We start from the raw sequence: 13,021 nt of genomic DNA on the forward strand, positions 1-13,021 counted from the left end.
ATTTTCATGGGCGGGTTCGATATCAGATAGTCGAAACAATGCTTACCGGATGCCCTTGGCCGAAAGTTCCACGACCTGCTTGGCCTTGTCCTTGGTGATCAGGTTCGGGCCCGATGGAACATTACCGCCCGGCATCAAACCGTACTTTGCATTAAGCGCGAGGAACGAGACCGGAAGGTAGCCTTGCAGGAACTGCTGCTGGTCGATGGCGAAGTCCGCCTGTCCCTTTTCAACAGCTTCCAGGAAGCCAGCCGACATGTCGAACGTCGCAACGTGGATTCCGCTGCGACCGCTTTCGGCAGCGGCTTTCACAGCCGGTTCTCCTGCAAGTGTCGCATTGAGCGTCAGGATTGTGTCGACGGCAGCATCAGATGCCAGAGCAGCGCGAACCTTGGCTTCGTTTTCAGCAGGATCGGTCGATGTCGGCAGAACCGTTACATCACCAAAGCCCTCCTTGAAGCCTGCGCAGCGCTGATCGAGCGAGACGTTACCCACTTCCTGGTTGACGCAAATGCCCTTCTTGCCGCCAGCATTCTTCAATGCTTCGCCTGCTACCTTACCGGCATCGAACTCATCCTGACCGACATGCAGCAGAGCGCCAAGCTTCTTCGAGGCATCGGAACCGGAATTCATGGAAATGACGGGAATACCGGCTGCTACAGCACGCTGGATCGATGGTCCAAGCGCATCCGCATCTGGAATGGAAACCACAATACCCTGCGGCTTCTGATTGATCGCCGCATCGATAAGCTGGGCCATCTGCACCATGTCAAAGGTTTCCGGTGCACGATAATCGACCTTTGCGCCCGTATCCTTTGCCGCTTCGGCGACGCCGTTCTTGACGACAGACCAGAACGGATCCGATGCCTGACCGTGACTGACGACAACGATATTAATATCGGCCGCGTGGGCTGCGAAAGACGCAGCCAGCAACGCCACCCCGGCCACTGCCGATTTCAATAGAGATTGCATGTTCACTCCTCCCTTGTCCGGCACTCCCCGCCGGTTTGCGTTAACGCTTTACCTTCCGCCTGCTGTATTCCGGCGCTCCTCCAAGCGTTTTACCCGTGAATACATGCAGATCGTGGATCTTTTCAATAGAATGAAACATTCATAACAAATTCTCGTAGAATTATAATTCCATTTCTGGTAGCTCATGTCAATCGCATAAGCTGCCGACGATATGCTTATTTCCCAAAGGAGTTGCGCAGCACCAAACGCTTCGACCATCGTTTCTGGAGGAATGACAATGGCTGATAGAGCTGAGGTTGTGGTGGCGGGCTTGATCGGGTCCGGCTTCATGGGCAAGACGCACGCCCTTGCGCTCGCTAACGTCAATCGCGTTTTCGACCTACCTATCGATGTGCAGCTTCACACATTGGCCGATGTGAATTCTGAAACGGCGTCAAAAGCCGCAAAACAACTGGGATTTGCAAATGCCACTGGAGATTGGCGGGAATTGATCACCAACCCGGATATCAATCTCATCGACATCACGACGCCAAACCGGTTTCACAAGGAGATGGCGCTCGCCGCCATTGAAGCGGGCAAACACGTTTATTGCGAAAAGCCGCTTGCACCCACCGCTGCCGAGTGCCTCGAAATGACGCTCGCCGCAGAACGGCGAGGTGTTCAGACAGCCGTTGGGTTCAACTATCTGAAAAACCCTATGATAAAACTGGCCAAGGAAATCATCGACAGCGGAGAGCTAGGTGAAATTCGCAGTTTTCGCGGTATTCATGCCGAAGATTTCATGGCCGATGCCCGCATTCCGTGGACCTGGCGGCTCTATCCGGCAGGTGGGGGCGGAGCATTAGCCGATATCGGCAGTCACATCATTGCCGCCGCGCGCTATCTCGTTGGGCCGATAACAACGGTCATGGGAGACGCCGTCACCATCATCAATGAACGCCCAGATAGTTTGAACCTTTCGCAGATGAAACCCGTGGAAACAGACGATGTCTGCCGCGCTTTCGTGCGTTTTGAAAACGGGGCAACGGGCACAATCGAAGCGAGCTGGATCGCCAGCGGTCGCAAGATGCAGCACGACTTCGAAATTTCCGGATCGAAAGGCTCCCTCTTCTTTTCACAGGAACGCTTCAATGAGCTCGACCTGTTTCTCTTTTCCGACAAAAAAGGACAACAAGGCTTTCGCAAGATCTTTGCTGGCCCCGAACACGAACCCTATGGCGCATTTTGCGTAGCGGGCGGCCACCAGATCGGCTTCAACGATCTCAAGACGATCGAAGTTCGCGACTTCCTGTTGGCCATTGCGGGGCAGAAGACCAATCACGCCGACTTCCGCGAGGGTTACGAAGTCCAGAAGGCTGTAGAAACCATCTACGCCTCTTCCCGCGAGCATCGGTGGAAAAATGTCTAGTGGTCTGATTCCGACATTTGTATCCCTCGGATATGAGCGCTGAGCAAATGTCGGAATCAAAAAGACCACTAGTAACTTTATGAATCTAGTGGATTTTTCGAATTTGACGTTTGAAACGAAATTTATATCGGACGGGTATCAAACGTCAAATTCAATCCACTAGCCAATACGTGAGGTCGGATGGACGATGAACTCGCCATCCACCGTCATGATTTTCGCTCGAATACCATAGACGTCGTGCAGCAACTGTGGCGTGAGAACTTTCGTTGGCTCCCCATCTGCAACGATACGTCCCTTGTCGAGCAAAATAAGGCGCGTGCAATGCTGTGCCGCAAGGCTCAGCTCATGCAATGAGGCGACAACAGTCCTCCCCTCTTTTGCAAGTTCGGCAAAACTTTCCATCAATCCAAGCTGATGAGAAGGGTCGAGCCCGGCCACCGGCTCATCGGCGAGTATTACGGGCGTATCCTGCGCCAGAACGCGCGCAATCAGCACGCGTGCCCGTTCTCCGCCGGAAAGCTCGATCGCCGACCGTTCCCGAAATCGGGTAACATCCATACGCTGCATTGCGGTCTCGATGAGCATTTTATCCTGTGCGCTCATGCTCGCAAAAACCGGCTTCAAGGCGGAGCGTCCCAAAGAAACAAGCATCTCCACGGATACCGGCCACGCGACATCACGCTCCTGCGGCAGATAAGCGAGGTTCTGTGCTTTTGTCGAAGCGCTCATGTGGCGCACATCGCCTGTGTCGAGCGAAATTTCCCCGCTGGACCTCACAAGTCCCAAAATAGCGCGCAACAATGTCGTCTTGCCAGCACCGTTAGGTCCGATCAGTCCGATGAATTCACCACCATGCATATCGAAACTTGCCTCGCTGAGTACTGCCTTCCCGCCAAGCGTAACGGAAAGATTCTTTATCGAAAGCGATGTCATACGAGTTGCCTCCGATACTTGAACACAAGCCACAGAAAGAATGGTGCGCCAATGATTGCCGTCAGGACGCCCAGTTTCAGTTCACGTCCCGGCATGACGATGCGCACCAACACATCAGCAGCCAACAATAGGGCAGCCCCGCCGAAACCGCTGGCAACCAGCAATCGTGACGGACGTGCACCGACAAGCGGTCGCAGAAGATGAGGAACCACCAGTCCCACAAAACCGATTGCACCGGCAACAGCGGTGGAAGCACCCACGCAGGCCGCTGTGCCCAGCACGGCAAAAAGCTGCACACGAGCCAGATTGACGCCCATCGTTGCCGCAGCATCAGCCCCCAGTGTCAGACTGTCGAGTGATCGCCCGAGTGCCAGAAGCATCGCCCAGCCAACAAGGATGAATGGTGCGGCGAGAGCCACATGCGTCATCGATCTGTCGGCCAGTGAACCGAGCATCCAGAAGACGATCTCCATTGCAGCAAAGGGGTTAGGTGACAGGTTGAGCGCCAGCGCCGTCAATGCACCGGCGAGACTGGTCACCGCGACACCGGCCAATATGACCGCAAGCGTACCAGCATTGCGCCCCGCCAGAAGCTTGACGAGAAACACCGACACAAAGGCACCTGCAAGCGCGAGGAGCGGCAAAGCCAGCGGGAACAGAAGCGAGAGACCGCTATAAATAGCAATAACAGCACCGAATGACGCGGATGCACTCACACCAAGCAGGCCGGGTTCCGCAAGTGGATTGCGCAGGTAACCCTGCAAGGCAGCACCGGACAAACCAAGAGAAGCGCCGATGAGGAGCGCGAGCAGTGCCCGCGGCAGGCGGATTTCGCGCATGACCAGTACGATCATCTCGCTGTCATCGCCGAAAAGCGCCCTGAGGCTGTCGGTCATACCGATCGCAGCAGGCCCCGTCAGCAACGAAACGATGAAAAGCAAAGCCACAAGCATGGCCAGTCCGACGAGCAGAAGATAGAAGCGGTTCCGTTCAGTCACGCGCCGCCTCCGCAAGTTCTGCCACAGCTTCGACGCTGAATGGCCCACCGCAAACCGTCAGATTATCCGCTATCGTCACCGCCCTCGCCTGTTTTTCAAGCACTCGCAACGCCGGATGTTCGAAATTCTCGAAAGCCAGCGCAGGCGCGCGATCTCTTGAACTACGCACCAGAATATCCGGCTTCTCGAGCACCAGCTTTTCCAGCGGCAGCAGAGCTGAACCGCTGACCCCCGCCTTGTCGGCCAGATTATCAAGTCCGGCAAGACGCACAGCCTCATCGACCAGCGTTCCCCGACCGGATGTGTAACTGTTGGCATAATAAAGCGCGACTGTCTTGCGACGGGTCGGAGGTTGGATTGCCGCCAGAGCGGTTTTCATTTTGTCGATTTCCCGGTCGGCTTCCGCCTGTCTTCCAAGCACCTCACCCATGCGACGCAGATGATCTTCTATATCGCCGAACGTGCGGGCGGGCGCGAACTCTTCCACACGGATACCCAGTCTGCGCAACAGCTCAACCGTTGCTCTCGACGAGAATGTGCCCGCCAGCACGAGATCAGGTTTCATCAGAAAGACTTCTTCTGCCTGCGCATGGTTGACCGGAAGCTCCCAGGCTTTCACAGCCATGACGGATAGTTCCGGGTCCTGCGACAAGTAAGAAACCGATCGCAACTGGCCCTCATTAGCCAGCAACAATGCCAGCTGATCGGTGCATACATTAATGGAAACGACGTGATGGGGAATGTCCCCCGCGTCTGCCGAATTTCGAACGAATAGGGCCAGCCCCGCCGCGAGGCAGAAGCTGGTGATCCATTTTGCGGATGCCCTTTTCATTCTCTGTTCAGCCTCAGAAATTCCGGGTCAATCCGAGATTGATCGTGCGTCCCGGTGCAATATAGCCAGAGCTGGTCTGATAGTCCTTGTCAAAAATATTCTCGACCGAGAACTTCAACTGCGATTGCTTGTCGATGGAATAGAGCGCCACAAAATCAGCCGTCACATAATCTCCGAGTTTCTTGCTATTTGCAGCATCTGCATAACGCGAACCGCCATAGATCAGCCTTGCGGTCAGATCGAGCTTTTCAATCGGCGTGAAATTGACCTCAGCCGCAGCCTTGAAACGTTCGCGATAAGGAAGATCCTTATCCGTATCGTCATCGATTGGCTGCTTCAGGTCGATAGAACCTTTGACGCCCCAGCGATCATCAAAACGATGCGCCAATGTGGCTTCGAAACCCGTAACCTTCGCGCTGGCAACATTATAAGGCAGATAGGATGGTGCGGTGCTCATGATCGCATCGCGCAACCATGTCTGGTAGAAAGCCATATCAAGGCTTGTCGAAGCCGTAGCCTGCCAGTTCAAGCCGATTTCATATGATCGGGACTTTTCCGGCTGCAAATCAGGATTGGCGAAGCCCGGATAATAAAGCTCGTTGAAAGTCGGCGCCCGAAAACCCGTGGCATAGGATGACCGCAAAACAAGGTCCGGCAGAACTTCATAACTCGTACCGAGATTGTAGGTCACGACATCGCCGAACTGCCCATTATGGTCGTAACGCAGCCCGCCATCGAAGCGCAGCGCCTCATACTCCAGCGAATACTGACCAAATACAGCAGCCAGATCGCGGCTGGTTTCATCATAAGCAACGGTGGTGTTGATCTCCTCGCGATAGGCTTCCACACCGGCGGTCACGGTGTGGTTAACCGTGCCGGTGTCGAAACTCTTCTCGGTCGAGGCAAAAACGCCATAACGCTTGGTTTCAAACCGGTCCGAACCGCTCACGTCTTTTCGGAAGTTACGGCTGTTGTCGATACCGGTGCTGAATTCCAGCGTGGATGACCAATCCGCCGTATGATCAATGCGTGTTCCGATCTTGCCCGTAAATGCGGTACTATCGGCCTGGTTCGGTGACGGTGCCTTGGCATCATACTGATTGCGCCCTCGGCTGAGGAGACCGTCCGCATAAATTTTACCCCAGTCGAAATCCTTCGACAGGGCAAAGTTGAACGAGCCCTGCAAGAATCCATCGCGATCTGGTTCATGGCCATAGGCATCCGATGTGGTGAAGTCATATCCTTGCGTGCCGGTTATGGCCGCACCAAAGGCATAGTCGACACCGTCGTTGCTTCTTCCCTGTATGGTCCCGGAAGCATATCCACCCCATGGATGGCTGACACCGGTAGAAAGACTGCCGCACCACGAGCGCTCACCGCAGGCTCCGCCTTGCTTGGTGATGATATTGATCACCCCGCCCATGGCATCGGCACCGTATTGCGCAGAATGAGAACCCTTGGCAATTTCAACACGGTCGATGGAACTCAGAGGAATGTTCGCAAGCGCAGTTGCTCCGGTTGTCGCCGACGCTGTGCGCACACCATTGATGAGAACAACCGTCTGCTTGGAAGACATGCCACGCATGTAAATGTCCGACGACGAGCCCTGCCCGCCGTTCGTCTTTATGGAGATACCGCTATAGGACTTCAGCAACGATTGGAGATCGGGAGCAGCCGACCGTTCGATATCCGCTGAATCGATAACCGTTACAGATGAGGTCGAGCGCTGCAGCGAAGACGCGCGGCGCAATGGCGTAACCACGATTGTATCGAGGACGACACTGTCAGCACCGTTCGGCAGACTTTGAGCAAGCGTCGTGGACGGCAGCGCAAGAACGCTGGCCGATACCAATAAAACAGATGATTTCAAAAGATGCATTTTTCCCTCAACCCGCCGAACCGAAGAACGATACCGGCTTTTCCTCGCACCGCAGGTTGAAGTGATCGTGGCACTGAAGGCCCTTCTTCCCGACGGCAACATTTCAACAATGTCACCGCCACGGACAGCCGCGCCTGGACACACCCCGTATCCATGCATGGGTGACCGGATACGGCAGGTCTCCTGACTTCCGGGTCTTCGCTTCCCCTCCGCCTTCCCGATCGCACCTAATGCTTTCAGTGGCTTTTACCGTTCACACGGCTGTGGAGGATAGCTCTCCGGTTACAGTTGCGGGGGCAGTCGCGGCATCAACCAGAATGGCTTCACCGTGTTCCCTTTTCATCCGCCTGAACAGCGGAACCGTTTCCTGAGAATTGCGATAGCAACATGGTTAAGGATTCGCAACTCCGCTAAAGCACAATCCGGCACAGAAAACTGAATCACATTGGCAAGGAATGGATTCAGCCTCCTGATTTTAAAGAATTTTCCTATCGCAGGAACGCACGGAAACGCTGAAGCGCGAAGTAGAACAGCACAGAGCCAATGACGATCAGCGCCAGAAATTGCGGCCAGACGACACCGAGCCCTGCTCCGCGAAACAGGATCGATTGGGCCAATATGACGAAATGCGTATTCGGCGCTGCCAGCATGATTGTCTGGATGATTTCAGGCATGCTTTCGCGAGGTGTTGTCCCTCCCGAAAGCACCTGCAAAGGCAGAAGCACCAGCATGAGCAGCATTCCGAACTGCGGCATCGAACCAGCCGCAGTTGCCAGAAAGATGCCAAGGCTGGTCGTCGCAAAAAGCTGGAGCGCTGCACCAACGAGAAACAGCGACACCGACCCATAGATAGGAACGGCAAGCAGCCCCTGCACCACGAAAACCAATGCAAATGCCGAGGCAACCAGCACGACCAGCCCCATGGACCAAATCTTGCTGACCATGATTTCAACCGGCGTCACGGGCATAACCAATAGATGTTCTATGGTTCCGTGTTCGCGTTCCCGAATGAGCGCCGCGCCCGTCAGGATGATCGATAACATCGTAACCGATGAAATCACATTGTTGATCGCGCCGAACCAGCCCTTGTTCAAATCCTGATTGAATCTCGCTCTGAGATTGAGTTCAACCGGCGTTTGTGCGCCACCGCGATAGCGATTTAGAAACTCGCCCACCTCACTCGACACAATCGACTGCACATAGCCGCCACCCGTAAAGGCCTGGCTCATTCGGGTTGCATCGACATTGAGCTGAATTGTCGGCGAACGACCCGCCAGAAGATCACGCTGGAAATTCGGCGGTATATTCAGAGCGAAAGTATCAAGCCCCTCATCCATCCGGACATCCATTTCATAGGATGAAATCAGCTTCGGAGGCACGAAATATGGCGGATAAAATGCCGTCGTGATCCGGCTCGAAACCGGCGACTGATCTTCGTCGACAATCGCTATCGCCGCATTGTTGAGGGTTTCGGGCATTGCTTTCGATGCCGTATAGATCGCAAGCGTAAAGGCATAGACAATCAGGATCAGCAGCATCGGATCGCGAGCCAAACCACGCAGTTCCTTCACGCCAAGCTGGAATATGTTAGATATCCGCATCTTAGCTCGCCTGTTTCTTGAGAAGAACGATAGCGAGCGCCATGAGAACCGGCACCGCGATCAACAACGGCAAAAACGAACCTGCCAGATCGGCAAAACCCAGTGCCTTGGAGAAAACCCCGCGAGAAATGGTCACAAAATAAGTCGCGGGATAGATTTTACCGATGAACGCGCCCGCACCTTGCAGCGACGATACGGGGTCAATGATACCGGAATATTGCACAGCCGGAATGAGTGTCAGAAGTGCCGTTCCGAAGATCGCTGCAATCTGGCTGTTCATGAAGGTGGACAGCACCAACCCCATGCCGGTCGCAATTGTGACATAGAGCAGCGCCGCCAGCGCATAAGTCGGAAAACTCCCTGTGAACGGCACCTGGAAAATAAACACCGCAAAGGCTGTCAGCATCAGGAAATTCAAAAATGCCAGCCCGATATAGGGTAACTGCTTGCCAAACAGAAACTCGAATTTCGTCACCGGCGTCACGTAAAAATTGATGATCGACCCCAGTTCCTTTTCCCGAACTACGCTCAATACCGCCAGCATCGAAGGGATCATGAGCAGCAGCAATGGAATCACCGCCGGCACCATAGCTACGAGGCTTTGCACATCCGGATTATAGCGGTAGCGTATCTCCAGATTGAAACTGCCAACATTCGCCGCATTGCCATAAAGCTCACGGGCTTTTTGCGTCAGCCAGTTGGCGTGCATGCCTTGAACATAGCCTTTGATCGTCTCGGCACGAGTGGGCATCGCACCGTCAATCCAGGCAGCAACTTCCACCGGGCGGCCGCGCATGACATTTGCGCCGAAATTTGGTGGTATCTCGATAGCCAGACTGATCTCGCCATCGCGCATTCGTCGGTCCAGATCGTCATAATCGGTTATGGGAACCTGTTCAGAAAAATATCGCGAGCCTGCAATCTGCTGCGTGTAATCGCGGCTGATCGTCGTATCGTCACGATCAAGCACGGCAAACTTCAAATCCTCGACATCCAGGTTAATACCGTAACCAATAACGAACATCAGGATAACGCTACCCAGAATAGCCAGCGTTGCGCGGATCGGATCACGCTTCAGTTCCAAAGCCTCACGTCGTGTGTACGCCAGCATTCGCCGCAGGTCCGGCCACCAGCCTGGAGCCTTCTTTGGATGTGCTTCACCTGCCTCTCCCATTTGATCTGAAATAGCTACCGGCAATGGCGCTGACTGTTCTGTCTCGCCAATAGCGTCCTGCAGATATGCGACGAAGGCTTCTTCCAGAGTTTCAGCATTGCGACTCTTGGTAATCGCCTTCGGCGTATCGCTGATCAGCACCTTGCCCGCATGCATCAGCGAAATCCGGTCGCAAAGCTCCGCTTCGTTCATGAAATGGGTAGAGACGAAAATCGTCACATTGTCCTTGCGCGACAGATCAGCGAGGATTTGCCAGAAAGCATCACGAGCGACCGGGTCCACACCCGATGTCGGCTCATCGAGAATGAGAATATCAGGTGAATGGATCAAAGCCACAGCCAGTGACAGGCGCTGGCGGATACCGAGCGGCAAGGCATCGGGTAAGGAATCCATGACCTCAATGAGATCAAAGCGTTCGGTCAATTCCTTGATACGGCGTTCGGTCAGATCCGGCGCCATATCGAACAATTTGGCGTGGAGTTCCAAATTCTGACGAACAGTCAACTCCGAATAAAGCGAAAACGCTTGCGACATATATCCGACATGGCGGCGTATATCGATATCCTTGGGATCGACCTCTCGCCCGAACAGTCGCGCCGTTCCGTCGCTGGCAGGCAACAGCCCGGTCAGAACCTTCATGGTCGTGGTCTTGCCGCAACCGTTGGAACCCAGAAAACCGAAGATTTCACCGCGCGGAATTCGAAAACTTACATTATTCACCGCAGTGAAGCTGCCAAAACGAACGGTGACGTGTTCTGCCTCAATCGCGATTTCAGCATCCGCACCGAAGTCGCGGTGCGGAATTTCGATATCCTGATGGCCTTTCCGCAATTCCTCCGGCAGGAGCGCAATGAAGGCCGCATCAAGATTTGGAGTGTTGGTGCGCTGCAGCAATTCCTGCGGTGTACCTGTCGCCAGAATCTGTCCATCATTCATCGCGACCAGCCAGTCGAAACGCTCGGCTTCTTCCATATAAGCGGTCGCGACAATGACGCTCATTCCGGGGCGATCCTTGCGGATATCATCAATCAGCTCCCAGAACTGGCGCCGGGATAAGGGGTCGACACCGGTCGTCGGCTCATCGAGTATGAGTAGATCGGGATCATGGATGAGCGAACAGCAGAGGCTGGTCTTCTGCTTCATGCCGCCCGATAGTTTGCCAGCCGGACGATCGGCGAAAGCCGACATACCCGTGCGCGCCAGAAGATCGGCGATACGACGCTCACGCTCTTTTCGATTATGCCCGAACAGCCGTCCGAAAAAGTCGATATTCTCGAACACCGAAAGCGTGGGATAGAGGTTCTTCCCAAGTCCCTGCGGCATATAGGCGATACGGGGATAGGCAGACTGAAGATGACGCTTGTCCGAAATATCACCGCCGAGAACCTCAATGCGTCCCTGTTGCATCGTTCGCGCTCCGGCGACCAACGATAACAGGCTTGATTTCCCGACCCCATCAGGTCCGATCAGACCGACCATGCAGCCGACGGGAATATCAACGTTGACGTTGCGCAGAGCACGCGTCTTCCCATAGGACAGCCCTACGCCTTGCGCCCGGACGACAAAGCTGTCGTCATTGGCGCCAGCTTTGACAGTAGAACCATTCATTTCACGGTTTCCGCGAGATTCTTCGGCCATTCGGCATTGGGGTCAAGCTTGACATAGGCCATGCCCGGCAATCCGGTTTTCACCTGTTGGATATATTTTTGAAGCAGTTCTTGCGGGATTTTAGCCTTCACGCGGAACATCAGCTTCTGGCGCTCTTCCTCCGTTTCTACGGTCTTCGGCGTAAATTGGGCCACATCGGCCACAAAGCTGATCTTTGCAGGAATGACATATTGCGGCGCGGCATCGAGAACAATCCGGGCGTCGGCCCCCATGGCCACCCGCCCGGCTTGCCCCGTCGGCAGGAAGAAAGTCATGTAAACGTCGCTGACGTCTACAAGATTGAGCACCCTCCCACCTGCGGAAAGCACTTCACCCGGTTGGGCAACGCGGTATTGAACACGTCCCGGCTTCGGCGCTCTCAAAGTGGCGTCGTTGATATCGGCTTCAATGCTCGCGATTGCCGCCTTGGCGGCTTCAACCGATGCTTCGGCATCCACGACCTGTGCCTTGGCAGCCCCAATGGCGGCCTCGGTGGCCGCAAGTTGCGCCTTGGCTGCACCGACAGCAGCTTCTGCACCCTGCGCAGTTGCACGGTCATCGTCCAGGACTTGCTGGGAAACCGTGCGCGATTGCGTCAATTGCTGGGAGCGGGCCAGACGGCGCTGGGCGGCATCCAGTTGCGCTTCGCGCTGTGCCACCGTCGCTTCTGCAGCCGTGTGTTCGGCTTCGCGCTGCGTGACAAGACTGCGCGCTGTCTCGATACCGATCTCTGCCCGGCGCAATTGCGCCTCAGCTTGCTTGCGCTGGCTTTCCAGCTGATCCGTATCCATACGTGCAAGAATATCATTTACCTGAACGAAATCCCCTTCATCTGCGAGGATTTCGCGAATGCGTCCCGGGCTCTTCGTCGAAATATCGATTTCAACCGCCTCGATGCGTCCATTGCCCTTGGCGATACCGTCCGGCAACCCATCGCCATTCAGCGTTTTCCAAGCATAGTACCCGCTTGCGGCAAGGACGATAATCGCTCCAGCCAATATCCATTGCTTACGGTTGAAAGCCATAATGAAACACCCTCATTGCCATCGTCGTCACAACGCCGTCTTCAAACGAAGCACCGGCAAGCAGTCGCCGCCTGCAAGGGTTTTGATTGTCCCCACCGCCCCGCCTCCGGCATCTGCCAGAACCTTCTCGGGAATGATATGGAACTACCTTTTCATTTAGCAACCGGTGAATTGGGGGAAGCGATCCAGAATCGCAAACTCCCGGTTAGACCTGCTCTAATCGGAGTAAAGGTTGCCCGCCTTGATTAGGATCAAGAACTGCTAAAATATAGAACAATGTTGCTAGAGACGCGGGTGCTGATTTTATGAAACAGAGGGGAGTAACGCCGACAGCACCCGCTGGCTGTCGATAGACGACGTTACAGAAAGATCGCGCTCATGCGCTCGACAGATTGATTTAGCCGGGGTGCCATTCGAGTAGGGCCTCGGCACCCCGGGTCACCGACTCTGGTGGAAACCGGCAACGATTGTTGGTTAGCACCCACTCAAACGAAGCTCTTTGATTTCAATCAAACAAACAACAATTCCGCAAATCGTCGTCGTTTTTTGCCG

At 54.8% G+C, this 13,021-nt stretch carries 9 protein-coding genes and 1 riboswitch; of the genes, 1 reads left to right on the plus strand and 8 read right to left on the minus strand.

Features of this window, described 5'->3' with window-relative positions; genetic code table 11:
* Window positions 1–42: 42 nt before the first annotated feature.
* On the minus strand, window positions 43–972 hold the full coding sequence (locus tag LJ361_RS17225; RefSeq protein ID WP_012091817.1) for a sugar ABC transporter substrate-binding protein: 930 nt from the start codon (window positions 970–972) through the stop codon (window positions 43–45).
* Window positions 973–1,249: 277 nt separating this feature from the next.
* On the opposite strand from LJ361_RS17225, the gene LJ361_RS17230 reads away from it, so the two are divergent.
* The gene (locus tag LJ361_RS17230) at window positions 1,250–2,380 is read left to right on the plus strand and encodes a Gfo/Idh/MocA family protein (protein ID WP_010659797.1); all 1,131 of its coding nucleotides are present in this window, start codon (window positions 1,250–1,252) and stop codon (window positions 2,378–2,380) included.
* Between the two features lie 159 nt (window positions 2,381–2,539).
* On the opposite strand, the gene LJ361_RS17235 is transcribed toward LJ361_RS17230, so the two are convergent.
* From LJ361_RS17235 to LJ361_RS17265, 7 genes are all read right to left on the minus strand, one after another.
* Window positions 2,540–3,313, minus strand: a complete 774-nt coding sequence (locus LJ361_RS17235) for an ABC transporter ATP-binding protein (protein ID WP_010659796.1) — start codon at window positions 3,311–3,313, stop codon at window positions 2,540–2,542.
* Complete coding sequence (locus LJ361_RS17240) at window positions 3,310–4,311, minus strand: FecCD family ABC transporter permease (RefSeq protein WP_010659795.1); 1,002 nt, start codon at window positions 4,309–4,311, stop codon at window positions 3,310–3,312. Before LJ361_RS17240 ends, LJ361_RS17235 begins: the two co-directional genes overlap by 4 nt.
* Complete coding sequence (locus LJ361_RS17245) at window positions 4,304–5,143, minus strand: ABC transporter substrate-binding protein (RefSeq protein ID WP_010659794.1); 840 nt, start codon at window positions 5,141–5,143, stop codon at window positions 4,304–4,306. Before LJ361_RS17245 ends, LJ361_RS17240 begins: the two co-directional genes overlap by 8 nt.
* Window positions 5,144–5,156: 13 nt before the next feature.
* Window positions 5,157–7,022, minus strand: coding sequence for a TonB-dependent receptor domain-containing protein (locus LJ361_RS17250; protein ID WP_010659793.1), 1,866 nt, complete (start codon window positions 7,020–7,022; stop codon window positions 5,157–5,159).
* 155 nt (window positions 7,023–7,177) lie between these two features.
* Window positions 7,178–7,402, minus strand: a riboswitch (cobalamin riboswitch).
* A gap of 108 nt (window positions 7,403–7,510) precedes the next feature.
* The gene (locus LJ361_RS17255; RefSeq protein ID WP_010659792.1) at window positions 7,511–8,623 is read right to left on the minus strand and encodes an ABC transporter permease; all 1,113 of its coding nucleotides are present in this window, start codon (window positions 8,621–8,623) and stop codon (window positions 7,511–7,513) included.
* A 1-nt stretch (window position 8,624) separates the two neighbouring features.
* Entirely contained in the window at window positions 8,625–11,405 is a 2,781-nt protein-coding gene (gene rbbA / locus LJ361_RS17260; RefSeq protein WP_264812068.1) for a ribosome-associated ATPase/putative transporter RbbA, read from the minus strand.
* The gene (locus LJ361_RS17265) at window positions 11,402–12,469 is read right to left on the minus strand and encodes an HlyD family secretion protein (RefSeq protein WP_010659790.1); all 1,068 of its coding nucleotides are present in this window, start codon (window positions 12,467–12,469) and stop codon (window positions 11,402–11,404) included. Before LJ361_RS17265 ends, rbbA begins: the two co-directional genes overlap by 4 nt.
* Between the last annotated feature and the right edge of the window lie 552 nt (window positions 12,470–13,021).

The organism is Brucella sp. JSBI001 (genome assembly GCF_026014005.1).
Classification (GTDB): Bacteria; Pseudomonadota; Alphaproteobacteria; order Rhizobiales; family Rhizobiaceae; genus Brucella; species Brucella anthropi.